At 44.6% G+C, this 26,171-nt stretch carries 33 protein-coding genes; 29 read left to right on the top strand and 4 right to left on the bottom strand.

All coding sequences use genetic code 11. The features are described 5' to 3' along the window. Nucleotides 1–69 precede the first annotated feature (69 nt). Nucleotides 70–1,029 (top strand): AEC family transporter, encoded by a 960-nt coding sequence (locus MTN95_RS11210; protein ID WP_024123182.1) that lies wholly within the window; start codon nt 70–72, stop codon nt 1,027–1,029. Nucleotides 1,030–1,064: 35 nt separating this feature from the next. On the opposite strand, the gene racA is transcribed toward MTN95_RS11210, so the two are convergent. Both racA and gloA2 read right to left on the bottom strand, forming a co-directional pair. Next, entirely contained in the window at nt 1,065–1,619 is a 555-nt protein-coding gene (racA, locus tag MTN95_RS11215; protein WP_024123181.1) for a chromosome-anchoring protein RacA, read from the bottom strand. A gap of 121 nt (nt 1,620–1,740) precedes the next feature. Continuing rightward, complete coding sequence (gene gloA2 / locus MTN95_RS11220; RefSeq protein ID WP_202853149.1) at nt 1,741–2,130, bottom strand: SMU1112c/YaeR family gloxylase I-like metalloprotein; 390 nt, start codon at nt 2,128–2,130, stop codon at nt 1,741–1,743. 121 nt (nt 2,131–2,251) lie between these two features. On the opposite strand from gloA2, the gene prfA reads away from it, so the two are divergent. The 3 genes from prfA (at nt 2,252) to MTN95_RS11235 (ending at nt 4,551) form a co-directional block, all read left to right on the top strand. Then, nucleotides 2,252–3,322: a peptide chain release factor 1 gene (prfA, locus tag MTN95_RS11225; protein WP_024123179.1), complete on the top strand. Its 1,071-nt coding sequence runs from the start codon at nt 2,252–2,254 to the stop codon at nt 3,320–3,322. Between the two features lies 1 nt (nt 3,323). After that, nucleotides 3,324–4,190, top strand: coding sequence for a peptide chain release factor N(5)-glutamine methyltransferase (prmC, locus tag MTN95_RS11230; protein ID WP_202853132.1), 867 nt, complete (start codon nt 3,324–3,326; stop codon nt 4,188–4,190). 73 nt (nt 4,191–4,263) lie between these two features. After that, a complete protein-coding gene (locus MTN95_RS11235) occupies nt 4,264–4,551 on the top strand; it encodes a DUF5316 family protein (RefSeq protein ID WP_248338187.1) in 288 nt (95 codons plus the stop codon). A gap of 15 nt (nt 4,552–4,566) precedes the next feature. Here MTN95_RS11235 and MTN95_RS11240 read toward each other — a convergent pair whose 3' ends face one another. Continuing rightward, a complete protein-coding gene (locus MTN95_RS11240; protein ID WP_248338191.1) occupies nt 4,567–4,932 on the bottom strand; it encodes a UPF0715 family protein in 366 nt (121 codons plus the stop codon). A 140-nt stretch (nt 4,933–5,072) separates the two neighbouring features. Here MTN95_RS11240 and spoIIR point away from each other — a divergent pair, with 140 nt between their 5' ends. The 18 genes from spoIIR (at nt 5,073) to MTN95_RS11330 (ending at nt 19,353) form a co-directional block, all read left to right on the top strand. Next, a complete protein-coding gene (gene spoIIR / locus MTN95_RS11245) occupies nt 5,073–5,747 on the top strand; it encodes a stage II sporulation protein R (RefSeq protein WP_248338193.1) in 675 nt (224 codons plus the stop codon). Between the two features lie 67 nt (nt 5,748–5,814). Next, nucleotides 5,815–6,258, top strand: coding sequence for a GNAT family N-acetyltransferase (locus MTN95_RS11250; RefSeq protein ID WP_248338195.1), 444 nt, complete (start codon nt 5,815–5,817; stop codon nt 6,256–6,258). Between the two features lie 156 nt (nt 6,259–6,414). Beyond that, a complete protein-coding gene (locus MTN95_RS11255) occupies nt 6,415–7,455 on the top strand; it encodes an L-threonylcarbamoyladenylate synthase (protein WP_105954106.1) in 1,041 nt (346 codons plus the stop codon). 77 nt (nt 7,456–7,532) lie between these two features. Continuing rightward, nucleotides 7,533–8,090 carry a manganese efflux pump MntP gene (locus MTN95_RS11260; RefSeq protein ID WP_105954141.1) on the top strand — a complete coding sequence of 186 codons (558 nt, stop codon included), beginning with the start codon at nt 7,533–7,535 and terminating at the stop codon, nt 8,088–8,090. A 74-nt stretch (nt 8,091–8,164) separates the two neighbouring features. After that, entirely contained in the window at nt 8,165–8,617 is a 453-nt protein-coding gene (locus MTN95_RS11265; RefSeq protein ID WP_105990808.1) for a low molecular weight protein arginine phosphatase, read from the top strand. A gap of 157 nt (nt 8,618–8,774) precedes the next feature. Next, nucleotides 8,775–9,224 carry a ribose 5-phosphate isomerase B gene (gene rpiB, locus MTN95_RS11270; protein WP_024123169.1) on the top strand — a complete coding sequence of 150 codons (450 nt, stop codon included), beginning with the start codon at nt 8,775–8,777 and terminating at the stop codon, nt 9,222–9,224. 12 nt (nt 9,225–9,236) lie between these two features. Continuing rightward, nucleotides 9,237–9,779 (top strand): TIGR01440 family protein, encoded by a 543-nt coding sequence (locus MTN95_RS11275; protein ID WP_193659842.1) that lies wholly within the window; start codon nt 9,237–9,239, stop codon nt 9,777–9,779. 208 nt (nt 9,780–9,987) lie between these two features. Continuing rightward, the gene (glyA, locus tag MTN95_RS11280; protein WP_105954104.1) at nt 9,988–11,235 is read left to right on the top strand and encodes a serine hydroxymethyltransferase; all 1,248 of its coding nucleotides are present in this window, start codon (nt 9,988–9,990) and stop codon (nt 11,233–11,235) included. 134 nt (nt 11,236–11,369) lie between these two features. Beyond that, on the top strand, nt 11,370–11,999 hold the full coding sequence (gene upp, locus MTN95_RS11285; RefSeq protein ID WP_003235778.1) for a uracil phosphoribosyltransferase: 630 nt from the start codon (nt 11,370–11,372) through the stop codon (nt 11,997–11,999). A 422-nt stretch (nt 12,000–12,421) separates the two neighbouring features. Continuing rightward, the gene (gene atpI, locus MTN95_RS11290; protein ID WP_010332235.1) at nt 12,422–12,805 is read left to right on the top strand and encodes an ATP synthase subunit I; all 384 of its coding nucleotides are present in this window, start codon (nt 12,422–12,424) and stop codon (nt 12,803–12,805) included. A gap of 7 nt (nt 12,806–12,812) precedes the next feature. Beyond that, the gene (atpB, locus tag MTN95_RS11295) at nt 12,813–13,547 is read left to right on the top strand and encodes a F0F1 ATP synthase subunit A (protein ID WP_024123167.1); all 735 of its coding nucleotides are present in this window, start codon (nt 12,813–12,815) and stop codon (nt 13,545–13,547) included. A gap of 45 nt (nt 13,548–13,592) precedes the next feature. Next, a complete protein-coding gene (atpE, locus tag MTN95_RS11300) occupies nt 13,593–13,805 on the top strand; it encodes a F0F1 ATP synthase subunit C (protein WP_003151167.1) in 213 nt (70 codons plus the stop codon). A 162-nt stretch (nt 13,806–13,967) separates the two neighbouring features. Continuing rightward, nucleotides 13,968–14,480, top strand: a complete 513-nt coding sequence (gene atpF / locus MTN95_RS11305; protein ID WP_105990810.1) for a F0F1 ATP synthase subunit B — start codon at nt 13,968–13,970, stop codon at nt 14,478–14,480. Beyond that, a complete protein-coding gene (locus MTN95_RS11310) occupies nt 14,477–15,022 on the top strand; it encodes a F0F1 ATP synthase subunit delta (protein WP_024123165.1) in 546 nt (181 codons plus the stop codon). Before atpF ends, MTN95_RS11310 begins: the two co-directional genes overlap by 4 nt. 16 nt (nt 15,023–15,038) lie before the next feature. Next, a complete protein-coding gene (gene atpA, locus MTN95_RS11315; protein WP_044159727.1) occupies nt 15,039–16,547 on the top strand; it encodes a F0F1 ATP synthase subunit alpha in 1,509 nt (502 codons plus the stop codon). Between the two features lie 76 nt (nt 16,548–16,623). Beyond that, entirely contained in the window at nt 16,624–17,484 is an 861-nt protein-coding gene (atpG, locus tag MTN95_RS11320) for an ATP synthase F1 subunit gamma (protein ID WP_010332230.1), read from the top strand. A gap of 25 nt (nt 17,485–17,509) precedes the next feature. Beyond that, nucleotides 17,510–18,931, top strand: a complete 1,422-nt coding sequence (atpD, locus tag MTN95_RS11325) for a F0F1 ATP synthase subunit beta (RefSeq protein WP_105954102.1) — start codon at nt 17,510–17,512, stop codon at nt 18,929–18,931. Between the two features lie 23 nt (nt 18,932–18,954). Beyond that, nucleotides 18,955–19,353, top strand: a complete 399-nt coding sequence (locus MTN95_RS11330) for a F0F1 ATP synthase subunit epsilon (RefSeq protein ID WP_010332228.1) — start codon at nt 18,955–18,957, stop codon at nt 19,351–19,353. Between the two features lie 34 nt (nt 19,354–19,387). On the opposite strand, the gene MTN95_RS11335 is transcribed toward MTN95_RS11330, so the two are convergent. After that, nucleotides 19,388–19,861: a hypothetical protein gene (locus MTN95_RS11335; protein WP_044159725.1), complete on the bottom strand. Its 474-nt coding sequence runs from the start codon at nt 19,859–19,861 to the stop codon at nt 19,388–19,390. A gap of 177 nt (nt 19,862–20,038) precedes the next feature. Here MTN95_RS11335 and MTN95_RS11340 point away from each other — a divergent pair, with 177 nt between their 5' ends. From MTN95_RS11340 to MTN95_RS11370, 7 genes are all read left to right on the top strand, one after another. Beyond that, nucleotides 20,039–20,269 carry a DUF1146 family protein gene (locus MTN95_RS11340; protein ID WP_010332226.1) on the top strand — a complete coding sequence of 77 codons (231 nt, stop codon included), beginning with the start codon at nt 20,039–20,041 and terminating at the stop codon, nt 20,267–20,269. A gap of 143 nt (nt 20,270–20,412) precedes the next feature. Further along, the gene (locus MTN95_RS11345) at nt 20,413–21,153 is read left to right on the top strand and encodes a YwmB family TATA-box binding protein (RefSeq protein ID WP_248338197.1); all 741 of its coding nucleotides are present in this window, start codon (nt 20,413–20,415) and stop codon (nt 21,151–21,153) included. 33 nt (nt 21,154–21,186) lie between these two features. Beyond that, nucleotides 21,187–22,497, top strand: a complete 1,311-nt coding sequence (gene murA / locus MTN95_RS11350) for a UDP-N-acetylglucosamine 1-carboxyvinyltransferase (RefSeq protein ID WP_024123156.1) — start codon at nt 21,187–21,189, stop codon at nt 22,495–22,497. Nucleotides 22,498–22,690: 193 nt separating this feature from the next. Next, nucleotides 22,691–23,722 carry a stage II sporulation protein D gene (gene spoIID / locus MTN95_RS11355; protein WP_248338199.1) on the top strand — a complete coding sequence of 344 codons (1,032 nt, stop codon included), beginning with the start codon at nt 22,691–22,693 and terminating at the stop codon, nt 23,720–23,722. Nucleotides 23,723–24,146: 424 nt separating this feature from the next. Next, entirely contained in the window at nt 24,147–24,830 is a 684-nt protein-coding gene (locus tag MTN95_RS11360; RefSeq protein WP_024123154.1) for a vWA domain-containing protein, read from the top strand. Nucleotides 24,831–25,152: 322 nt separating this feature from the next. Further along, the gene (locus MTN95_RS11365) at nt 25,153–25,827 is read left to right on the top strand and encodes a vWA domain-containing protein (protein WP_229044178.1); all 675 of its coding nucleotides are present in this window, start codon (nt 25,153–25,155) and stop codon (nt 25,825–25,827) included. A gap of 90 nt (nt 25,828–25,917) precedes the next feature. After that, nucleotides 25,918–26,079, top strand: a complete 162-nt coding sequence (locus MTN95_RS11370; RefSeq protein ID WP_010332220.1) for a hypothetical protein — start codon at nt 25,918–25,920, stop codon at nt 26,077–26,079. The last annotated feature ends 92 nt before the right edge of the window (nt 26,080–26,171 follow it).

Raw genomic sequence — 26,171 nt, forward strand, 5'->3', positions numbered from 1 at the left:
TTTTTCTGTCCGAGGGAAAGCTTTGAATAAAGCTAAAGTATACGGACATAGGATTTGGAGGAGAATATTTTGAGCATCTTAGATATCTTAATCCTCCTGGCACCGATCTTCTTTGTTATCGTGCTGGGTTGGTTTGCAGGACATTTCGGAAGTTATGATGCCAAGTCAGCAAAAGGGGTAAGTACGTTAGTAACGAAATACGCACTTCCAGCTCACTTTATCGCTGGTATTTTGACAACTTCCAGAAGTGAATTTTTATCACAAGTTCCATTAATGGTTTCTTTACTTATCGGGATTGTTGGTTTCTATATCATCATTCTATTGGTTTGCAGATTTGTCTTTAAGTATGATTTAACGAACTCATCCGTATTTTCTTTGAACTCTGCACAGCCGACATTCGCATTTATGGGTATTCCTGTATTGGGAAGCTTGTTCGGTGCGCAAGAGGTTGCGATTCCGATCGCTGTAACAGGTATCGTTGTTAACGCGATTCTTGATCCGCTTGCGATCATTGTTGCTACAGTGGGTGAGTCTTCTAAGAAAAACGAAGAGAGCGGCGACAGTTTCTGGAAGATGACAGGAAAATCAATTCTGCATGGTCTTTGTGAGCCGCTTGCAGCTGCTCCGTTAATCAGTATGATCTTAGTGCTGGTTTTCAATTTCACTCTTCCTGAGCTGGGTGTTAAAATGCTTGATCAGCTTGGAAGCACAACATCTGGTGTTGCTCTCTTTGCTGTCGGTGTTACCGTTGGTATTCGTAAAATTAAACTCAGTCTGCCGGCTATCGGTATTGCGTTACTAAAAGTTGCGGTTCAGCCTGCGTTAATGTTCCTGATTGCTCTTGCAGTCGGACTTCCAGCTGACCAAACAACAAAAGCGATCCTTCTTGTTGCATTCCCTGGTTCTGCCGTTGCAGCCATGATTGCGACTCGTTTCGAGAAACAAGAGGAAGAAACTGCGACTGCGTTTGTGATCAGTGCGATTCTGTCATTGATTTCACTTCCAATTATTATTGCGCTTACTGCGTAATCAAAAAAGCTCCCTTTAAGGGGAGCTTTTTTACTTTACGTTTGAAATTTAAACAGTGACAGCAGCGGTTTTTTTCTTGTTTTTATTTTTTCGGAAGAAGCAGCAGTCTCAGGGGTCGGCTGAGCGGTGAATTCTTTCATTTGTGAGGTCAGTGATTGCAGGTCAGCAAGAATGTCATCAATTTCTCTTCTGTGCTGCAGAAGCTGATAGGATACGCCTTCATCGGCTTTTTGTTTAAGCTGGCGTTCCAGTTCCTCAATTCTTGCCAGAAGCCCGTTTTCGTCCTGTTTTTGCTGTAATAAGGTGTCAAGCTTTTGTTCGAGCTGTTCGATTCTTTTCTCTGTGTCACTGTTTGTTTTTTGGACAAGGAAGCCTGTGCGCTTCTTATTGCTTTGCGGCACATTGATATCCTGAAGCGCCGTGCCTTCAGAAATTTGTTTTTGAACAGATTTCAGGACTTGCACATCTTCAGCCGTAAACGAATAGTGTCCGAGCTCGTTCCGTTCAGCCGGAAGGTTCAGCTGCTTCACCCACCGCTGCACTGTTTTTGCGGAGACGCCGAGTTCACTTGCTACCATATTTGTATTCATGATCCCATACCTCCTTTTTAGCTAGGTATTCGACCATGGGGAGCGGTTCCCTTCCTATTAGACAAAACAAGAAAAGATTCGGCAAAGAAAGTGGGCATCTCCCTTTTTTCTTCAAAAACCGTTATTGCTCATACAGCTCTAACGGAAGCTGATCGGGATCAAAAAAGAAGGTGAACCGCTTGCCTGTCAGCGGATCTGTCCTGATTGGCTCTGTCTCGATTCCTTTTTCGTGAAGCTCCTGAACAGCCTGTTCTAAGCTGCTGACCGTAAAGGCAAGATGACGGAGCCCTGCACCTTCAGGACGGGTTTGACGTGCGGGCGGATCAGGGAACGAAAACAGCTCAATGACGTACGAGCCGTTAAGCGACAAATCAAGCTTGTAGGAGTCGCGCTCTTCTCGGTATGTTTCTTGTATCACCTGAAAACCGAGCTTATGTACGTAGAAAGCTTTCGACTTTTCATATTCTGAGCATATGATTGCAATATGATGTATGGATGTAAGCAATACGATCCCTCCTCTTTTTCAGTATAGCAGAGGAGGCTTTTTTAACTGGGATTGAAATGCTTTTGACTGGCGATAGTCCCTATACTATAATGAGAATGTTACGCACAGGAAAACAGAGGTGAAGACCGTGTTAGACCGTTTAAAGTCAATCGAAGAACGATATGAAAAATTAAATGAGCTTTTAAGCGATCCAGAAGTTGTCAACGATCCGAAAAAGCTTAGAGAATATTCGAAAGAGCAATCTGATATACAAGAAACAGTTGACGTATATAGACAATACAGAGATGCGTCAGAACAGCTGGCTGATGCAAAAGCGATGCTTGAGGATAAGCTTGATGCTGAGATGCGCGACATGGTGAAGGAAGAGATTTCTGAACTCCAGAAAGAAACGGAAACACTGTCAGAGCGTCTGAAGGTGCTCCTGATCCCGAAAGATCCTAATGATGATAAAAACGTTATCATGGAGATCCGCGGAGCTGCAGGCGGAGAGGAAGCTGCTTTATTTGCAGGCAACCTGTACAGAATGTATTCCCGCTATGCCGAGCTTCAAGGCTGGAAAACCGAGGTCATGGAAGCAAGTGTAACCGGAACGGGCGGCTACAAAGAGATCATCTTTATGATTACGGGCAGCGGCGCATATTCTAAACTCAAATATGAAAACGGCGCTCACCGTGTTCAGCGTGTTCCGGAAACAGAATCAGGCGGCCGTATCCATACTTCTACTGCAACAGTAGCATGTCTTCCTGAGGCGGAAGAGGTAGAGGTTGACATTCACGAGAAGGATATCCGTGTTGATACGTTTGCTTCAAGCGGACCGGGCGGACAAAGCGTGAACACGACAATGTCTGCCGTTCGTCTGACACATTTGCCGACAGGCGTTGTCGTATCATGCCAGGATGAAAAATCTCAAATCAAAAACAAAGAAAAAGCAATGAAGGTTCTCCGTGCCAGAATCTATGATAAATTTCAGCAGGAAGCCCAGGCTGAATATGATCAAACACGGAAATCGGCTGTCGGATCAGGTGACCGCTCTGAGCGTATCCGCACATACAACTTCCCGCAAAACCGTGTGACGGATCACAGAATCGGCCTGACCATTCAAAAGCTTGATCAGATTCTTGAAGGAAAACTTGACGAAGTGGTTGAAACACTGATTGTAGAAGATCAGGCAAGCAAGCTTCAGCAGGCGGATAGTTAAGATGAAGACGATATTTGAAGCCCTGAAATGGGCTTCTTCTTATTTAACGGAAGCGGGAAGAGAAGAAAATGCGGCTGAGCTGCTTTTGCTTTATGATACCGGAATGGATAGAAGCAAGCTGCTCGCCAGCCTGCAGGAACCGATCGGTGAAGATGAGCTGTATCGCTTTAAACGTCACGTCGATATGCACAAAGAAGGCATACCGGTTCAGTACATTATCGGAATAGAGTTTTTTTACGGACGGGAATTTATGGTGAATGATGATGTGCTGATCCCGCGTCCGGAAACGGAAGAGGTTGTCTGCCATCTTCTTGAGAAATATAGAAGTGTCTTTTCTGAAGGAGAACAGCTCGAAGTGGTAGATGTCGGCACCGGCAGCGGCGCAATAGCCGTCACGCTTGCACTGGAAAACAAAAACTTTTCTGTTTCAGCGATTGATATCTCCAAAGAGGCGCTGGACGTTGCTTCAGCCAATGCGGAAAAGCTCGGAGCGGAGGTGCATTTTCTTCAAGGCGACCTGCTTGAGCCCTTTATTAAGGCAGGAAAAAAAGCGGATATTATCGTCTCAAACCCTCCTTATATTTCTGAAGAAGAAATGGCCGATTTATCTGAGATTGTCCGTTTCCATGAACCTTTGCATGCCCTCACTGACGGCGGAGACGGGCTGAAATTTTATAAGCGGTTTATGGAAGCCATTCCGCTGGTCATGAAGAATACCGCGCTTGTCGTCTTTGAAATCGGGTGGAAGCAGGGCGCAGCTGTAAAAGAGCTGATTCTGCATGCGTTTAAGGATGCGGAAGTTGAAGTCCTGAAGGATATTAACGGAAAAGACAGAACCATATGCGCGGTAATTCATAAGAATAAATAAGCAGCTTGCTGGTGAGTTGAGATAAGAACGGGACCAGCAAGCTGTTTTAACACCAGCAAAGGGGATGTAAAAGATGAAAAAGGCCCTGACAGCAGGAATTTTACTTATTGCCATTGAAAGTATGGTGGGTTCTATTTTTGCGCAAGCCATTTCTTATGAATACATTTTCGGCATTGCGTCTCTTGTTTTGATCGGGCTTGCCATTGTGACATCGGGTTTAGCTGTAAGCGGAGGCAACCAGCGGGCAAATTACCATTCAGAAACCAAAGAAGGCCGGACAGCCCGGTTGAAAATATCAGCTGCTTTCTTTGTTGCTGCCATACCTTCTATTCTATGTTATCTATTGACCGTTTTGATCTAATGAAAAAGGAAGCCCTTAGGAGGCTTCCTTTTTTTGCAGCAAAACAGAATCCCATATCCAGTAGACAACAGCTGTTAATACAGCGAAGATGTAAAAGGCTGTATTTTGAAGCAGAGATTGCCCGGAAGGCTGCAGCACCCCAAAGATGATCGCGTTGGCGATAAACGCCGCGGCAAGATAATACAGCAAGTACAAAGGGCTGAACCGTTTCGGCTTTTTATTCATCATGATCTGAAGCGGCAGCGCGAATATTAAATAAGGGAATAAGAAATAAAAGGCCATCGTTACGAGAGCAGCTATAATAAAGGAATGAATGTAAATAATCGAATAAAGAACTGACATCGTGAACGCTGACAGCAGCACTGTGTAATTATATTTCATTTTAAACCTCCTAAAACACTATCGTACCATAAATTAGATTAAAAGCTTGCTAGATTTTTTTGCCGCTGCAGGTTTACTCCATACGTTCCTTGTCCATAATAGGGCTAGATACAAAGCACGGAGAGGAACGGTGGGGACCGATGAAAAAAACAGTTATCATTTGTATATATATGTTTCTTTTATTATCTGGGGCACTCGTAGGATTGGCGAAAGAAGAGACGGCACAGCAATCTGAAAATGAGCCGGTTGTCATTCCGGACGAGGCGATTCGCCTGAGAATATTGGCAAACAGCGATCGTGGCGAGGACCAAGCATTAAAGCGTCATATCAGAGACGCCGTCAATAAAGAAATCACAACATGGGTCAAGGATATTACTTCTATTGAAGAAGCGCGGCGTTTGATCCGCTCAAAGCTGCCTGAGATCAAGGAAATTGCAAAAGAAACCATGGAAAAAGAAGGCGCCAGTCAATCAATATCTGTTGATTTTGACAAAATCTCATTTCCGACAAAACTTTACGGCAGCATGGTATATCCTGCTGGAGAATACGAAGCCATTCTGATTACGCTTGGGAACGGTGAAGGCGCCAATTGGTGGTGCGTGTTATTCCCGCCGCTCTGCTTTCTTGATTTTTCGAATGGGGAAGCCGTAAAAGAACAAGAAGATCAAGAAGCCTCAAAAAAACAAACGGAAAAAGCGCTTGAGGACTTAACAGCCAAAGCGGAGAAAGCTGAAAAAGAAGATAAGAAAGAGAAAGAAGACAATACAGAAGTGAAATTCTTCGTTGTAGAATGGTTTTCCGATCTTTTTTCTTAATCACCAGGTCTAAAAATAGATTTGCCTCATAGATTGGAAGAAAGAACGCTGAAAACGGGGTGAACGAATGTTTTATCAACTGCGGGTGGCAAGGGAAAAGGACGGAGACATACTTGAGGAATTTTTAAAACAGGCCAAAACGAATCATGAGGGCGTAAAGGAAGGGTTCACCCAGTTTCTGATGCTGGAGGACAGCGAGAAAAACATAGCCGGCTGTCTGGGGATCGAAAAAATCAGCTGCGATCAAGCCCTGCTTCGCTCACTTGTGATATCGGACAAGCTTCACCAAGGTCATATTGTATCGCTCTTTCAAAGCATGGAGGTGCTTTGTGAAAAGCATGAAATTAAAACGGTATACTTGGTAGCCAATCAGCATTCTTCGGCTGATTTCCTGGGGGCCATGGGCTTTGAACGGGCAGAGAGTGTGCCGGAAGAGCTGTTTGCCTCGGATCACTTCTGTGAATCAAGGGAAGCGGAAGGGGCCGTCTTAATGAAAAAAGCATCCGGATAAGTGAGATTTATACACAAACTTATCCACTTCTTTATATGCGTTGTCCACAATTTGTGGATAACGCTTGTTTTATTACAGGACATCTTTTATACTTTCAAAAGGATTACACGCGTAAAACGATCGTTTTATTGTTGTGAATAAGGAGTTTGGTCAGAAATGAAAACGAAAAGATGGTTTGTGGATGTAATGGACGAGTTATCCACAAATGATCCACAAATTGCACAAGCAGCCGCTTTGCTACGGGAAAATGAGGTTGTCGCGTTTCCGACAGAAACTGTATATGGTCTCGGCGCAAATGCGAAAAGCACAGATGCTGTCAAAAAAATATATGAGGCGAAAGGGCGGCCGAGTGATAATCCACTGATTGTCCACATTGCGGATATCAGTCAGCTTGACGGTTTAACAGGCCCGGCGCCAGACAAGGCGAAAATATTAATGAAGCGCTTTTGGCCAGGGGCGCTTACACTGATTTTGCCTTGTAAACCTGGTGCGCTGTCACCCCGTGTAACGGCAGGGCTGGATACAGTGGCCGTCAGAATGCCTGATCATCCGCTGGCTCTGGCACTCATCCGTGCCGCGGGTCTCCCGATTGCGGCGCCGAGTGCAAATTTATCGGGCAAACCAAGTCCGACAAAGGCTGAACACGTGGCTCACGACTTGGATGGCCGCATAGCTGGAATGATGGATGGGGGATCTACGGGAATCGGTGTCGAATCAACCGTACTTTCATGTGCAGGAGAAACCCCTGTGCTCCTTCGTCCGGGCGGCATTACAAAAGAACAAATAGAAGCCGAAATCGGACCGATTCTTGTGGATAAAGGGCTTGCTGATCAAAATGAGAAGCCGATTTCTCCGGGAATGAAATATACACATTACGCGCCGTCAGCGCCGCTTGTTATTTCTGAAGGAAGCCCTGAGCGCATTCAAACGCTTATTCAAGAATATCAGCAGGGCGGAAAACGGGTCGGCGTCCTGACGACAGAAGAAAATGCGGATTTTTATTCGGCTGACTTTGTGAAGAGCTGCGGCAGAAGAGATCAGCTTGAAACAGTAGCGGCAGCCCTTTATGATGCATTGCGCAGTTTTGATAAAGAAAAGGTTGATTTTATTATTGCAGAATCGTTTCCTGACACAGGCGTCGGACTTGCTATTATGAACAGGCTGATGAAAGCAGCCGGAGGAAGAGTGATTCGCTGACACAGTCAGAAGTTCTAACCCCTTTTGGACACGCATAGGCTAAAAAAGCGGGCGTGTCCAAGGGGGTTATGCATGTGATGTCGGATATGTTTATAGGCGAACTGATTACCTTAAGCATCATGGCGTTTGCTTTAGGTATGGATGCTTTTTCTGTCGGCCTCGGAATGGGCATGGTCAAACTCAGAAAAAAGCAGATAATCTATATTGGATTCATTATCGGTCTCTTTCACGTCATCATGCCTCTCGGAGGGATGGCGGCGGGAAATATGCTGTCAGGGCTCCTCGGCATGGTAGCCGTATATATCGGGGGGGCGCTGCTGTTTGTTCTCGGTGTTCAAATGGTGATCGCATCTTTTAAACAGTCAGAAGAACGTTTGATGTCACCGGCTGGGCCTGGCTTATTGTTATTTGCAGTCGGCGTCAGCCTCGATAGTTTCTCCGTCGGTCTGAGCCTTGGAATATACGGCTCGCATCCGCTTCTCACCATTACCCTGTTTGGGCTTTTCAGCATGATGTTGACTTGGCTGGGCCTGATAATCGGAAAGCAAGTGCAATCCTGGCTCGGCTCATACAGTGAAGCGCTCGGGGGGACCATATTAATCGTATTTGGCCTTAAGCTGCTTTTGCCAATTTAATATACCAAGAAAAGAAACGATGTCGCCGTTTCTTTTTTCTTCATATATAATAGAAAAAATAAGGGGTGACTGACATGAACATCATTTTTGTCTGTACTGGAAATACGTGCCGCAGTCCAATGGCTGAGGCGCTTTTTAAATCAATTGCAGAAGCGGAAGGGCTGGATGTCAGCATCCGCTCGGCAGGCGTATTTGCCTCACCTAACGGGAAAGCGTCGCCTCACGCGGTCGAAGCGCTTTTTGAAAAGCGCATTGCCCTTAATCATGTTTCTTCGCCATTAACTGAAGAACATATGGAATCGGCAGATTTGGTTCTGGCAATGACCCACCAGCACAAACAGGTTATCGTCAGCCAATTCGAACGTTATCGTGATAAAGTGTTTACGCTAAAAGAATATGTGACAGGCAGCCGGGGCGATATTATAGACCCGTTTGGCGGCTCCGTTGAAATTTACAAAAAAACGAGAGATGAGCTTGAAGAGCTTCTTCAGCAGCTGGCAGAACGATTGAAAAATAACGGCAAATAACTTGTCAGAGAATCTGCAGACAGGTCATTTGCAAATCCTGCGTGAAGGAGTAGAATATAGTGAAAAGCACATCGATATGGTGTGAATCAATGAGCGGACAGGCTGCGCGGTCAACAAAGCGGGCGGGCCGCATCACACACGCTGGGAGGAAAAGCTGATGAAAGTAGCCATAGCATCGGATCATGGCGGCGTTCACATTCGAAACGAAATCAAAGATCTAATGGACGAATTGCAAATTGAATATGTCGATATGGGCTGTGACTGCGGCAGCGGATCTGTCGATTATCCGGACTATGCTTTTCCGGTGGCCGAAAAAGTAGTAAACGGTGAAGTGGACAGAGGCATTTTAATTTGCGGGACAGGCATTGGCATGAGCATTTCCGCCAATAAAGTCAAAGGCATCCGCTGTGCGCTGGCACATGATACATTCAGTGCAAAGGCGACGAGAGAACATAACGATACGAATATCCTCGCGATGGGCGAACGGGTGATTGGACCCGGTTTGGCACGTGAAATTGCGAAAATCTGGCTGACCACTGAATTTACTGGCGGTAGACATCAAACCCGCATCGGAAAAATCTCGGACTATGAAGAGAAAAACCTGTAGGGGTGCTGCTCAATGAGTGAGATCACACAAACGTGGAAGACGATGCTGTCAGAGTTTCAGGACAAAGCGGGATTGAAAGAAAATCAGCTCTTTGTCCTTGGTTGCAGCACAAGCGAAGTGGCCGGCAGCCATATCGGCACATCAGGCAGTACAGACATCGCGGAAAGCATCTACAGCGGACTTGCAGAGCTGAAGGAAAAAACGGGAATCCATCTGGCGTTTCAATGCTGCGAGCATTTAAACAGAGCGCTTGTAGTGGAGGAAGAAACGGCCGAGCTGTTCAGGCTTCCGGCCGTTTCCGCTGTACCTGTTCCAAAAGCGGGCGGGGCGATGGCTTCTTATGCGTTTAAGCAAATGAAGTCTCCTGTTCTGGTAGAAACCATTCAGGCAGATGCCGGAATAGATATAGGCGACACGTTTATCGGCATGCATTTAAAGCCGGTTGCTGTTCCTGTACGCATTTCTCAGAACAGTCTCGGTGCTGCCCATGTGACATTGGCGCGCGCACGGCCAAAGCTGATCGGCGGAATGCGGGCAGTTTATGAGTGTGAATGAGAAAGGACTGCATGGGCCAGTCTTTTCTTTAATTTTCGCTGCCGAAATAAATTCCGAACTTTAAATTAAATTTAAGTTATAAATATTCGTTTTTGCCAATAAAATTTTCGTTTTTTTGAAAATAATCTTTTACATCGGCCTAAAAAACCATGTACAATAGTGGTGGTAAAAACAAAGAACAGGATACGGATAGGAGAGGATCTCGCTGATGAAACATTTACCTGCGCAAGACGAACAGGTGTTTAACGCCATTAAAAATGAGCGTGAACGCCAACAGACTAAGATCGAATTGATTGCTTCTGAGAACTTTGTAAGTGAAGCGGTTATGGAAGCACAAGGTTCTGTTTTAACAAACAAATACGCTGAAGGATATCCTGGCAAACGCTATTATGGCGGATGTGAGCACGTCGATGTCGTTGAAGATATCGCTCGTGACCGCGCGAAGGAAATCTTTGGAGCGGAGCATGTAAACGTTCAGCCACATTCAGGCGCACAAGCAAACATGGCAGTCTATTTCACGATTTTGGAACAAGGCGATACTGTACTTGGGATGAACCTCTCCCACGGCGGTCATTTAACACACGGAAGTCCAGTTAACTTCAGCGGTGTTCAATATAACTTTGTTGAGTACGGCGTAGATAAAGAAACTCAACATATTGATTACGATGACGTGCGTGAAAAAGCTCTCGCTCACAAGCCTAAGCTAATCGTGGCAGGAGCAAGTGCGTATCCTCGTACAATCGACTTTAAGAAATTCCGTGAAATTGCTGATGAAGTCGGCGCTTACTTTATGGTGGATATGGCGCATATCGCAGGACTTGTTGCGGCAGGCCTTCATCCAAACCCGGTTCCTTACGCTGATTTCGTTACAACAACGACACATAAAACACTTCGCGGACCTCGCGGCGGTATGATCCTTTGCCGTGAAGAGTTCGGCAAGAAAATTGATAAGTCCATCTTCCCTGGCATTCAAGGCGGACCGCTGATGCACGTAATTGCCGCAAAAGCTGTTTCATTCGGCGAAGTATTGCGCGATGATTTCAAAACGTACGCACAAAACGTGATTTCAAACGCGAAGCGTCTTGCAGAATCATTAACAAAAGAGGGTGTTCAGCTCGTTTCCGGCGGAACTGACAACCACCTCATCCTGGTTGATCTTCGTTCTCTCGGACTGACAGGCAAGGTTGCAGAGCATGTGCTTGATGAAATCGGGATTACATCAAACAAAAACGCGATTCCATACGATCCTGAAAAACCGTTCGTAACAAGCGGTATCCGTCTCGGAACAGCTGCTGTGACAAGCCGCGGTTTTGACGGAGAGGCATTGGATGAAGTCGGTGCCATCATTGCGCTTGCATTGAAAAACCACGAAGATGAAGGAAAACTTGAAGAAGCAAGACAGCGCGTAGCTGCTCTGACTGGCAAGTTCCCTCTATATAAAGAATTAGATTACTAAGATTGAAAAACCCGCTCGGGCTTATGCCCGGCGGGTTTTTTGACGATGTCCTTGAAACTCAATGTCTTTTTTTGTAGAATCAATAGAAGTGTGAAATTGTCGATGGGACAATAAAAAAGGAGCTGAAACACAGTATGGGAAAGGTTTATGTATTTGATCATCCTTTAATTCAGCACAAGCTGACATATATTCGGAATGTAGAGACAGGCACGAAGGATTTTAGAGAGCTTGTAGACGAAGTAGCCACGCTTATGGCGTTTGAAATTACCCGTGATCTCCCTCTAGAGGAAGTGGATATCAACACACCGGTTCAGACTGCGAAATCGAAAGTCATCTCAGGGAAAAAACTCGGGGTTGTTCCTATTCTCAGAGCAGGTTTAGGAATGGTTGAAGGCATCTTGAAACTGATCCCTGCGGCAAAAGTGGGACATGTCGGTCTGTACCGTGATCCTGAAACCTTAAAACCCGTGGAATACTATGTGAAGCTTCCTTCTGATGTGGAAGAGCGTGAATTCATCGTGGTTGACCCGATGCTGGCCACAGGCGGTTCCGCAGTTGAAGCGATTAACAGCCTGAAAAAACGCGGTGCGAAAAACATCCGTTTCATGTGTCTCGTAGCTGCGCCTGAAGGTGTGGAAGAATTGCAGAAGCATCATTCTGACGTGGATATTTACATAGCGGCGCTTGATGAAAAATTAAATGAAAAAGGTTATATCGTTCCGGGTCTCGGAGACGCAGGAGACCGTATGTTCGGAACAAAATAAAAAAGAAAACCCGTTAGCGGGTTTTCTTTTTTTTGTTATCCAGTTATTTGCTATTCGGTGAATCTCTATACAATTATAGGTGAAAATGTGAACATTCTGTGGAGGCTTACAGTATAAAAAGTTTTTTAACTTTAAACAGATTGACACATGTTAGGGGCTATTGTATGCTAAACGAGGGTATTATGAGAAGGTTTTCATAGCTTTCATTATAGTCCTCATCCCCAATGTAAATCCTCCCAGAAAACCCGTTTTATGAGGATTTATTCAAGCGAATGAAACAGCATCCCTGCAAGGCTTGCGGATGAATGATTTTTTCGAACAGGCCCGTTTTGCCGGACAAAAAAGGTCTTCTACTAGGGTTAACCGCTGATTTTGCCGTATCCAAGAAATACATTATTTTTTCATCAGGAGACAGATAGTTGATGGACGATCCCAAGCTACAATTTAGCAGACAACGAAAATATCTATTGTTCATTTTGGCAGCGTATGTACTGGGTTATGGTTTAACAGCGTATAAAACCGTTTTTTTAGGCCTTATTCTGGGAACTGTTTTCAGTTTGTTTAATTTTTTACTGCTCGTCAGAAGAATGAATGCTTTTGACAGGGCCGTTGCGAAAGGCAAGTCCATACGATCCCTTGGGAGCGCAGCGCGGTGGTGCAATGCGATTCTTGCTGCGGCTGTCGCCTATAAATATCCCGAGCATTTTCATATGGCAAGTACAGTTATTGGATTAATGACAATTTATCCTGTCATTATGATAGATTCCTTTATCCAGCTTAAACGTTCATCAATGGAAGAGAGGTGAAAACCCTTTGAATCATGAATACAGAACTATTGAATTTCTAGGACTTACTTTTAATCTGACAAACATTCTGATGATTACTGTGGCGAGTGTGATCGTGTTATTGATTGCCATCCTTACCACAAGAACGCTTTCGATCCGTCCCGGAAAAGCCCAGAACTTTATGGAATGGATTGTTGATTTTGTCCGCAATATTATCGGCAGTACAATGGATTTGAAAACAGGGGCTAACTTCTTGGCACTTGGTGTCACATTGCTGATGTACATATTTGTGTCGAATATGCTGGGGCTGCCGTTCTCTGTCACAATCGGACATGAGCTCTGGTGGAAATCTCCGACAGCCGATCCTGCCATTACATTAACGCTTGCCGTAATGGTCGTCGCTTTAACCCATTATTATGGTGTAAAGATGAAAGGGCTCAAGGAATATTCCAAGGAGTATTTAAGACCTGTTCCGTTCATGCTCCCGATGAAAATCATAGAAGAGTTTGCGAATACGCTGACTCTCGGTTTGCGGCTTTATGGTAACATCTTCGCCGGTGAGATTCTTCTCGGCCTGCTTGCGGGATTAGCGACAAGCTTCTATTCGCAAAGCGTGGTTCTCGGACTTGTCGGTACAATCGGTGCCATTCTGCCGATGCTGGCATGGCAGGCATTCAGTTTATTTATAGGTGCCATCCAGGCGTTTATCTTTACGATGCTGACGATGGTGTACATGTCTCATAAAATCAGTAATGATCATTAAAACATTATATCCAAACGGATAACATTTTAAAGGAGGAACTTTTTCATGAATTTAATAGCAGCTGCGATTGCAATTGGTTTAGGCGCACTTGGTGCAGGTATTGGTAACGGTTTGATTGTTTCACGTACGGTAGAGGGAATCGCCCGTCAGCCGGAGGCAGGTAAAGAACTTAGAACTCTTATGTTCATGGGTATCGCATTAGTTGAAGCCCTTCCTATTATCGCTGTCGTTATCGCATTCTTAGCGTTCTTTGGCTAAGCATAAAAGCCTTATATGAACTAAAAATGGCGAAGATCATTCCAAGAGAACCTTCGCCATTGCTTTATGTCTGATAAGCATCCCGCCTTGCCGGCTGAAAAGAGACAAGTGCGGCTGCTGGATCAGCAAAGAAAAACCTGCAGAAGGGAGTTGCCGTAGTAGATGTCTCAATTACCACTTGAACTAGGACTGTCGTTTAACGGCGGAGATATCCTGTTCCAACTGTTAGCTATGTTAATTTTATTAGCGCTTCTGAAGAAATACGCTTTAGGGCCGCTATTAAACATAATGAAACAGCGTGAAGATCATATCGCTGGAGAAATTACGTCTGCTGAAGAAAAAAATAAAGAAGCGCAGCAGCTTATTGATGAGCAGCGCGCTCTGTTAAAAGAAGCAAGACAGGAATCCCAAACGCTTATCGAAAACGCGAAGAAACTGGGAGAGAATCAAAAAGAAGAGATTATTCAGGCTGCGCGTGCAGAATCTGAACGTCTGAAAGAAGCAGCCAGAACTGAAATCGTGAAGGAAAAAGAACAGGCGGTTTCTGCTCTCCGTGAGCAAGTAGCGTCTCTTTCTGTCATGATTGCGTCGAAAGTGATCGAAAAAGAACTGGATGAACAGGCTCAAGAGAAATTGATCCAGGACTATCTTAAAGAGGTAGGAGAAAGCCGATGAGTGGATCAGCTGTCTCTAAACGATATGCATCAGCTCTTTTCGATATTGCCAATGAGTCCTCTCAGCTCAATCAGGTAGAAGAAGAGCTAAAAGTTGTAAAAGAAGTATTTCAAAATGAAAAAGCGCTAAATGATGTGTTAAACCATCCGAAGGTGCCGGGCGCAAAGAAAAAAGAACTCATCCAAAACGCTTTTGGATCTTTATCACAGTCCGTGCTCCATACGATTTTTCTTTTGATTGACCGTCATCGGGCATCAATTGTGCCTGATCTCACAGATGAGTTTGTGAAACTCGCAAACGAGGCCCGTCAAACAGAAGACGCAATTGTATATTCAGTTAAACCGCTGACGGATGCGGAAATTTCATCATTATCACAAGTGTTTGCAAAAAAAGCCGGAGTCGCTTCTCTGAGAATCAGAAATGAAGTGCAGACGGATTTAATAGGCGGCATTAAAGTCCGCATTGGAAACCGGATTTTTGACGGCAGCGTAAGCGGAAAGCTTCAGCGCATTGAACGTCAACTTGCCGGGGAAAATCGATAGAAGGGGTGAAACCTAAGTGAGCATCAAAGCTGAAGAGATTAGCACGCTGATAAAACAGCAAATACAAAATTATCAATCTGAAATTGAAGTTCATGACGTAGGTACAGTCATCCAAGTCGGTGACGGTATCGCTCGTGTACACGGTCTTGACAACTGTATGGCCGGTGAACTTGTTGAATTTTCAAACGGCGTTTTGGGTATGGCTCAAAACCTTGAAGAATCAAACGTAGGTATCGTTATCTTAGGACCTTACACAGAGATCCGTGAAGGGGACGAAGTAAAAAGAACAGGCCGCATCATGGAGGTTCCTGTCGGTGAAGAATTAATCGGCCGTATTGTGAACCCGTTAGGCCAGCCGGTAGACGGTCTTGGCCCGATCCTCACAAGCAAAACACGTCCGATCGAAAGCCAGGCACCTGGTGTTATGGACCGTAAATCCGTTCATGAACCGCTTCAAACTGGTATTAAAGCAATTGATGCACTGATTCCGATCGGCCGCGGCCAGCGTGAGCTGATCATCGGTGACCGTCAAACAGGTAAAACATCTGTTGCGATCGATTCGATCTTAAACCAAAAAGACCAAGACATGATCTGCGTATATGTAGCGATCGGTCAAAAAGAATCTACAGTCCGCGGCGTAGTAGAAACATTGCGTAAGCACGGCGCGCTTGATTATACAATTGTCGTAACGGCGTCTGCGTCACAGCCGGCACCGCTTCTGTACCTTGCTCCGTATGCAGGGGTTACAATGGCAGAAGAATTTATGTACAATGGCAAGCACGTTCTTGTTGTATACGATGATCTTTCTAAACAAGCGGCTGCTTACCGTGAGCTGTCCTTGCTTCTTCGCCGTCCGCCAGGCCGTGAAGCGTTCCCGGGGGATGTATTCTATCTTCATTCCCGTCTGCTTGAGCGTGCAGCAAAGCTTAGCGACGCGAAAGGCGCAGGATCAATTACAGCTCTGCCGTTCGTAGAAACTCAAGCCGGAGATATCTCAGCGTATATCCCGACAAACGTTATTTCCATCACCGACGGACAGATCTTCCTGCAATCTGATTTGTTCTTCTCAGGCGTACGCCCAGCGATCAACGCCGGATTGTCTGTATCACGTGTCGGCGGTTCCGCGCAAATCAAAGCGATGAAAAAAGTATCAGGAACATTGCGTCTTGATCTTGCATCATACCGTGAGCTGGAAGCATTCGCTCAATTCGGATCTGACCTCGACCAAGCTACTCAGGCGAAACTGAACCGCGGTGCGCGCACAGTTGAAGTGCTGAAGCAGGATCTGAACAAGCCGCTTCCGGTTGAAAAACAGGTAGCCATTCTTTATGCGCTGACAAAAGGATATCTTGATGATATTCCTGTAGCGGACATCAGACGTTTTGAAGAAGAGTACTACATGTACCTTGACCAAAACCATAAAGAGCTGCTTGACGGAATTGCAAAAACAGGGAACCTTCCTGCTGATGAAGACTTCGCTGCTGCAATCGAAGGCTTCAAACGCACATTTGCACCAAGCAACTAACTCGAATGCTGATGAGAGAAAAAGGTTCTCTTTTTCTCTCTTTTTACGCAAATGAAGAGAAAAGGTGGTGAAATCTTTGGCCTCATTACGCGATATTAAGTCAAGGATCACGTCAACGAAAAAAACGAGCCAGATTACAAAAGCCATGCAGATGGTATCTGCAGCTAAGCTGAATCGTGCTGAAAACAATGCAAAATCATTTGTGCCATATATGGATAAGATCCAAGAGGTTGTATCAAATGTCGGAAAAGTATCCGGCAGCGCGAAACATCCGATGCTTCTCAGCAGAGAAGTGAAAAAGACGGCATACCTCGTCATTACATCTGACCGCGGTCTTGCTGGCGCTTTTAACAGTTCGGTTTTACGAAGTGCTTATCAGGCCATTCAAGAACGTCATCAGTCTAAGGATGAGTATGCAGTGATCGTTATCGGACGAGTGGGCCGTGATTTCTTTAAAAAACGCGACATTCCGATCATTTCTGAGTTAACAGGACTTGGAGACGAAGTGTCGTTTTCAGAAATTAAGGACCTTGCCCGTCAAACGATTCAAATGTTTATAGACGGTGCATTTGATGAATTGCACCTTGTATATAACCATTATGTCAGCGCCATTTCTCAAGAAGTGACGGAGAAAAAACTTCTGCCGCTATCTGATTTGGGCGGCGGCGGAAAAAGAACGGCGTCTTATGAATTTGAACCGTCTGAAGAGGAGGTTCTGGAGGTTTTGCTTCCTCAATACGCAGAAAGCTTAATCTTCGGTGCGCTTCTTGACAGTAAAGCAAGTGAACATGCTGCAAGAATGACGGCGATGAAAAACGCGACAGACAATGCGAAGGATCTTATCGATTCACTTTCGCTTTCTTACAACCGCGCTCGCCAAGCAGCGATCACACAAGAAATTACGGAAATTGTCGGCGGAGCAGCCGCTTTAGAATAGAAAGATTTTGTCAGGAGGGATAGCGATGAAGAAAGGACGCGTTAGCCAGGTATTAGGACCAGTTGTCGACGTACGTTTTGAAGACGGTCACTTACCTGAAATATATAATGCGATTAAAATTTCACAGCCGGCTGGAAGTGAAAACGAAGTAGGTATTGATTTGACGCTTGAGGTCGCTCTTCATTTAGGCGATGACACAGTCCGTACAATCGCAATGGCATCTACGGATGGTGTTCAGCGCGGAATGGAAGCTGTCGATACGGGAGCGCCGATTTCAGTTCCGGTTGGTAATGTGACACTCGGCCGTGTATTTAACGTACTCGGAGAAAATATTGATTTAAATGAGCCGGTTCCTGCGGATGCGAAGAAGGACCCGATTCACAGACAGGCTCCTTCATTTGATCAGCTTTCAACAGAAGTTGAAATCCTTGAAACAGGAATTAAAGTTGTTGACTTGCTTGCTCCATACATCAAGGGCGGTAAGATTGGATTGTTCGGCGGTGCCGGTGTAGGTAAAACCGTATTAATCCAGGAATTGATCAACAACATCGCGCAAGAGCACGGCGGTATCTCTGTATTCGCCGGCGTAGGAGAGCGTACTCGTGAAGGGAACGACCTATTCTACGAGATGAGCGACTCTGGCGTAATCAACAAAACAGCCATGGTATTCGGACAAATGAACGAGCCGCCGGGCGCACGTATGCGTGTTGCACTGACAGGTCTTACAATGGCTGAGCATTTCCGTGATGAGCAAGGACAGGACGTACTGTTCTTCATCGATAACATCTTCCGTTTCACACAAGCGGGTTCAGAGGTTTCTGCCCTTCTCGGCCGTATGCCTTCTGCGGTTGGTTATCAGCCGACGCTTGCAACTGAAATGGGTCAGCTTCAAGAGCGTATCACGTCTACAAACGTTGGATCCGTTACATCTATCCAGGCGATCTACGTGCCTGCCGATGACTACACTGACCCGGCGCCGGCAACGACGTTCGCTCACTTGGATGCGACAACAAACCTTGAGCGTAAGTTAACTGAGATGGGTATCTACCCTGCGGTTGATCCGTTGGCTTCTACATCACGCGCCCTTGCTCCAGAAATCGTTGGAGAAGAGCATTATGCGGTAGCCCGTGAAGTCCAATCAACGCTTCAGCGATACAAAGAGCTTCAGGATATCATTGCGATTCTCGGTATGGATGAATTGAGTGACGAAGATAAACTTGTCGTTCAACGCGCACGCCGCATTCAGTTCTTCCTTTCTCAAAACTTCCACGTGGCTGAACAGTTCACTGGACAAAAAGGTTCTTACGTGCCTGTAAAAGAAACGGTTCAAGGTTTCAAAGAAATCCTAGCCGGCAAATACGACCATCTTCCTGAAGATGCGTTCCGTCTTGTAGGCCGTATCGAAGAAGTTATTGAGAAAGCAAAAGAAATGGGTGTAGAAGTTTAAACTGGTCCTAGGAGGGTAAAAGCATGAAGACCGTTCAAGTCAATATCGTTACTCCCGACGGCCCAGTATACGATGCGAATATCGAAATGGTGAGTGTGAGAGCCGAAAGCGGCGATCTCGGTATTTTGCCAGGTCATATTCCAACCGTGGCTCCTCTTAAAATCGGCGCTGTTCGTCTGAAAAAAGACGGACAGACTGAATTGGTTGCCGTCAGCGGCGGATTTATAGAAGTTCGTCCTGATCAGGTGACCATCCTTGCCCAAACTGCTGAGACAGCGGAAGGCATCGATAAAGAGCGTGCTGAAGCTGCACGTCAGCGGGCGCAGGAGCGTTTGAATTCTCAATCAGATGATACTGACATTCGTCGGGCTGAGCTTGCATTACAGCGGGCTTTGAACAGATTGGATGTAGCAGGGAAATAATAAAAAAATCCTTCTCATTAAGAGAAGGATTTTTTTATGACTGCACAAGAGAATCAAACAGTGACAGCAGCGGCTGACTCTCTTTTTGACGCAAGTATAAACGGTCACAGCAATTCACGGTATGCCATGATTTACGGTGTCTTCTAAAGCCCATTGTATAAGCCCCGTCTGTATACGGATAAGGCTTTACGATCCATTCGGCATCTTCGTGATGGGCAATCACACAATCTATAAGATAAACACTGATCATCTTCTCAAATTCTTCAATAGGAAGATTCCAATCAGCAAGCAAAAGCTCTTGTATGCTTTGAAAATAAAGATGTTCAAGTTCTTCGAGGCTTTCTCTCGTTTGGGTGAGAGAAATGTTATAAAACTGACACAATTCATTCAGTTCTTCAATCTGTGACTGTCTATAATCATAATAGAATGCAATTGCTTCCCATTCCTGCTCAAATACAGGCAAGTCCTCACCATATTGCTTTTCAGGCTGAAAAAATGAATGATTCATAATTGCCAGCTCCTTTCCAAAAAAGTATACCATGCAAAAGAGCCGCTGTTTAAGCGGAGATTAGCCCTAGTTTTGGATGAATATTCCGTTCTGTATAAAATGTATCATCTTTATCTCTTCTTCTTATATAATAAGAAAGGGTATAAAGCGGAGAATGGATGAAAGGAGTGCGTATAGATGAGCGTATTGGGACAGCAGGCTGCAATTGGCATTATCGTTCACTTGATTTTTATCGCGGTCACTTGGTGGGCGTTGCAAGCCGTCAATATTGATCCGTTAATCAGAAAAGGCAAAGTCGTGCAGGCAAGACTTCTAATGATTTTGCTGACGATTGCAATCGGAACGACTGTCGGAAACTTCTTTTTAGATTACCTTAATTATTCACAGCAGCTTCCCTATTTATTTTGATAGGTTTTGATTGCCGAAAACATGGGAATGGCTGGGGGAGCGGGTTAAATCGCTTCCTGTAATCACGCGAGTTTTGACGAAGATTTTCACGTATGGCACCCCTTGCCTCCGGTAAAACTGGAGATTAGGGGGGAGAGATCATAATGAAGAAAAAACAAGTAAGCCATGCTATTATTGTATCTGTTGTGTTAAGTTTCGTCATTGCTGTTTTCCATACGATTCATGCGAGTGAGTTAACGCCATTAGCACAAATTGCAGAGGGAATGGAACGCCAGAATGTGTCAATTGATAAGTGGACTTTGCATGCAAAACAAAATATGTCTCTGACCGAAAAAGAATTTTATCAAAAAGTGCAACGTTTAAAATCAGAGTATCGTCAATATAATTGGGCACTTGCACAGGAAGACCAAATAGTAAAGGCCATTGGCACGTATACTGACAAAAAAAATCATACTTCTTTTAAACTGCAGCTTGTCACAACCCTCAAAAAACACAACCCAACTTCGTATTTATTATATGAGCAAATGAGTCTTGAGACACCGATTAGCTGGAATGATACATATGAACAGTTTGAACGGCAGGCACTCGGGATATTCCAAGAAAAAGTAGTTATTTTTACTTGTCTAAATGGTCATTTAGATGATAATATGAATATTGTTTTGCAAAAAAAAGCAAATCAGTTATTAAATGAATTTCAAGCAAGATCTGTTGAACATGTAGTTGAGCCAAGTTTCGTTTCTATTTCTGCGTATACAGATGAGTGGAAAGAGTCTATCATGACCTCAGAACATAAAATGAATTTGCAAATTGCACTTAGAAGTGCAGGAATGGGCGGAAAACATATCGTTACGGTTGGCACACCAATCGTTACGACTGAATATTAATATAGAGAATTTAGGGACGCGGAGGGGAATACCTTGGAAAAAATCATCGTCCGCGGCGGTCAAAAGTTAAACGGCACAGTCAAAGTTGAAGGCGCTAAAAATGCCGTTTTACCAGTTATCGCTGCATCTTTATTAGCAAGTGAAGAAAAAAGCGTAATTTGTGATGTACCTACGCTCTCCGATGTATATACAATTAATGAAGTGTTGCGTCATTTAGGAGCAGATGTGCATTTTGAGAATAATGAAGTCACTGTAAATGCTTCATACGCTTTGCAAACTGAAGCACCTTTTGAATATGTGCGTAAAATGCGTGCGTCTGTGCTTGTCATGGGACCGCTTCTTGCGCGTACAGGTCATGCAAGAGTAGCGCTTCCGGGCGGATGCGCAATTGGATCTAGACCAATAGACCAGCATTTAAAAGGTTTTGAAGCAATGGGCGCAGAAATTAAAGTCGGTAATGGCTTCATTGAAGCTGAAGTAAAAGGCCGTCTGCAAGGCGCAAAAATCTATCTGGATTTCCCAAGTGTGGGAGCAACAGAAAACCTGATTATGGCAGCTGCTTTAGCTGAAGGAACAACAACGCTTGAGAACGTGGCGAAAGAGCCTGAAATCGTTGATTTAGCAAACTATATCAACGGCATGGGCGGAAAAATCCGCGGAGCGGGCACCGGCACCATTAAAATTGAAGGAGTCGACAAGCTTCACGGCGTAAGACACCATATTATACCTGACCGTATTGAAGCGGGCACATTCATGGTTGCCGCTGCAATCACTGAAGGAAATGTTTTAGTTAAAGGAGCGGTTCCTGAACACCTCACTTCTTTAATCGCAAAAATGGAAGAGATGGGTGTTACGATTAAGGATGAAGGAGAAGGCCTTCGTGTGATCGGTCCGAAAGAACTGAAACCGATCGACATTAAAACAATGCCTCACCCTGGATTCCCGACTGATATGCAGTCACAAATGATGGCGCTTCTGCTTCGTGCAAGCGGCACAAGCATGATTACGGAAACTGTTTTTGAAAACCGTTTTATGCATGCGGAAGAATTCCGCCGTATGAATGGTGATATCAAGATTGAAGGTCGTTCTGTGATTATTAACGGCCCTGTACAGCTTCAAGGAGCTGAAGTTGCAGCTACTGACTTGCGTGCAGGTGCAGCGTTGATTCTTGCGGGGTTAGTGGCTGAAGGTCATACACGTGTTACTGAACTGAAACACTTAGACCGCGGTTATGTTGATTTCCATCAGAAGCTTGCCGGTCTTGGCGCAGACATCGAACGTGTAAACGATGAGTCTGCTTCTGAGCAAGAAAGCAAAGAAGTTGTCTCAGACTTAAACGCATAAAGGATTGAAAATCAGTATGTCATTCTGGCATACTGGTTTTTTATTTTTAGTGTATTATCATCATTATGCGCAAAATAGCAAAAAAGAATACGTAAATGACAAATAAAGTTTCTGTCCAAAAGGAGAGTCATATTAGCTTGTCACTGCCCATAGACTAGACTAGAGTCGAATCCCGAGCAGGAGGCAGCTGAATATGAAACAATTCGCAATCACACTATCCGTACTATGTGCATTGATTCTCTTGGTCCCCACACTCTTAGTGATCCCGTTTCAGCATAATAAAGAAGCCGGGGCCAGAGGAGAATCAGGAAAGACAGCAGTCAACACGATACAAGAATCAAAAGGAGCGGAAACATTGAAAGCATCGCCTGTTTCTATTCCAGTCTATCGAACCGCCAATCAATCCGTAGAAGATATTCCGCTTGAAGAGTATGTCATCGGAGTCGTCGCCTCCGAAATGCCGGCTACCTTTGAACCTGAAGCGCTGAAGGCTCAGGCTCTCGCCGCAAGAACGTTTATTGTCAGACTGATGGTCTCAAATTCTGCAGTAGAGGCCCCTAAAGGCTCGCTGGTGGATGATACTCAGATGTTCCAGGTGTACAAAAGCAAAGCGGAGCTGAAGAAACAGTGGGGCGCAGATTATGAAGCAAAGCTGAAAAAAATCACAGATGCGGTTGCCAGTACGCAAGGCAAAATCTTAACGTACAACAACCAGCCGATTGAAGCCTCCTTTTTCTCCACAAGCAACGGTTATACAGAAAATGCGGAAGCATATTGGACAAGTGCCATTCCTTATTTAAAAAGCGTCAAAAGCTCTTGGGATAAAAAGTCTCCGAAGTATAAGGCCACCAGAACCTTTACAGTGGCGCAATTTGAACAAAAGCTTGGCGTCCGGCTGAATGGGTCAAATACAGTCGGAAAAATTACCGGAGAGACACCGGGCCATCAGGTGGCAACAGCTGTCATTAACGGCAAGACGCTGAAAGGAAGGGACATACGCGAAAAGCTTGGCCTCAATTCAGCTGATTTTGAATGGAAACGAAACGGAGACACCATTACCATTACCACAAAAGGCTTTGGCCACGGTGTGGGAATGAGCCAGTATGGAGCCAATTTTATGGCGAAAGAGGGCAAAACAGTTGATGAGATTGTGAAGTACTATTATCAAGGAACACAGGTTTCAACCGCCGATTCGTTTTTGAATAAGTATATGGCGAAGAAATAAAAAGACGCTTCATAAAGCGTCTTTTTTGCCGTTTTTAAGCGTATATTCTGTTCCTTAGTCTATTTTTATGTAAGAGCGGTTAAAGACCTTCTAAAGGCCTCCTGCGTATTTTACAGCCTATATGATGATGAGGGAATCAGTTCCTTTTTCATATTTGCTGACACTGAGATTGTGGTAAAGTAATCCACATTGATCGACAGACTTCGACAGACTCATATAACGAAAGGCGAAAGGCGGACAATCATGATTTTTCATCCTGCTGTTAGGCGGAAATCACTAATAAAAACAAAGGTTTCTATGCAAAAGTAAACAGCGGTAATGGGGAAGCCCGCCCTATTTATTTCTCTGTTTTTGTCGATTACGATTAGTTATGTTCAGCGTTGAACATCTGCACGCAGAAACAAACTTGAAAAGGGGCACGAACATGAAGAAAAGATTTTCACTGATCATGATGACAGGATTGCTATTTGGACTGACGTCACCTGCTTTTGCTGCTGAAAAAACAGAACCGAAGGCTGAAGCTCCGGCAAACGTGGCGGTTTTGCTAGATGCTAGCGGAAGCATGGCGAAAAGAATAGACGGTGTATCTAAATTTAATTCAGCCAAAAAAGAAATTTCAAAGTTTGCAAGCTCACTGCCTGCGGACACTCAAGTGAAAATGAGTGTGTTTGGTTCAGAAGGAAACAATAAGAATTCCGGAAAAGTTCAATCATGCGAAGCCATTCGCAACGTATACGGCTTCCAAAGCTTTAACGAACAGAGCTTCCTCAATTCTCTTAACACAATCGGGCCGACTGGCTGGACACCGATCGCAAAAGCACTGAACGAGGCAAAATCTTCTTTCGATCAGCTTGATGCAAAAGGAGAAAAAGTCGTTTACCTGCTAACAGACGGTGAGGAAACATGCGGCGGCAACCCGATCAAAACAGCAAAAGAACTTCATAAAGACAACATCACAGTAAATGTGATTGGATTTGACTATAAAGAAGGGTATAAAGGCCAGCTGAACGCAATTGCTAAAGTCGGCGGCGGAGAATATTTCCCTGCTTATACGCAAAAAGATGTTGAGAAAATTTTCACTCAGCAATCACTGATGTTATCTAAATAAGAAAAAAAGAGGCTGAAAGGTCAGCCTCTTTTTTGTTTTTAACAAAACGTTCAAAAGTAAGCAGCTGCCCGCCTGTAGCATAGTAGCAGATTTCAGCTTTTCTCTCCTGATCACGGAGAAGAAAGAATGAATGGTGTTACATTCTTTCTATATTTTTTGGGCGGAAATGGCTAAAAAATATTGAGGTTTCCAGCGATTTTGAATAGAGAGTGAAAGGGAGATAAAAGGCAGCTTGCCCTATATCATTTTGCGGTTTCATATTCTAGCATAAAGAAGTATCCAACAAATGGTTGGAAAATATGATAAAGAAAGGAAGTTGAACATGAAAAAATTACTGACTGCCGGTATTATTGGACTGTTGACTGTCTCCATTGCGTCACCGTCTTTTGCCGCTGAGAAAAAAGCCGACACGAATGTAGCTGTCCTGTTTGATGGAAGCGGAAGTATGGTTCAAAAAACAGGAGGAGAACGAAAAATAGACATTGCAAAAAAATCTGTAAAGTCTTTTGCCGAGCTGCTTCCTGAGGATACAAATCTGATGCTTCGCGTCTTTGGACATGCGGGAAACAATAAACTTTCCGGAAAGGCTCTTTCATGCAGCACAACAGAAACGATTTACGGCCTCCATCCATATGAAGGAACGCTCTTTGACCATTCATTAAGCGGCGTCAAACCGACCGGCTGGACGCCAATTGCCAAAGCGCTTTCTGATACAAGAAAAGAATTTGAAGCGTTTGATGCAGACGGGAAAAACGTGGTGTATTTAATCACTGACGGTGAAGAAACATGCGGCGGAAATCCTGCTGATGAAATTGAAAAGCTTCGTGAAGCGAATGTAGATACGATTGTAAATATTATCGGCTTCAACTTTGATGTGAAAGGAAACGCGGAAATGAAACAGGCGGCTGTTGCTGGCGGCGGAGAATATATTTCAGCTGACAGCGCGGAAGAATTTGAGCAGGCCTGGGAAAAAGAAGCACAAAAATTTACTGAGTAACCGAATGAAAAGGCGCTCCCCCAGGCGCCTTTTTCTATTGGTTTAAAAACAGGGCCGGCGGGAATGATACCCGTAAAAGGGGTTGAAAACATGAGATTGTTAGGACTGATATTCCTTATAGCCGCCGTGGTTTTCATATTGCTCGGTGTTTTTCTGAAACTGGCAGCTTTCTTTTTTGTCAGCATGCTCACTTTGATCGCAGCTCTTGTGCTGTTTATGATCCTGAAAAAGAATCAGCATAACCAAACGTAGAGTCCTTTAGAATGGGCTCTTTTTTTTATAACAGGATTCGACAAAATCTGAGGAGTGTGAAAAAATATAAAGGCAGGAACATTGCGGAGGGG

It is taken from the genome of Bacillus sp. 2CMS4F (assembly GCF_023161785.1).
GTDB classification, from domain to species: Bacteria; Bacillota; Bacilli; order Bacillales; family Bacillaceae; genus Bacillus; species Bacillus halotolerans.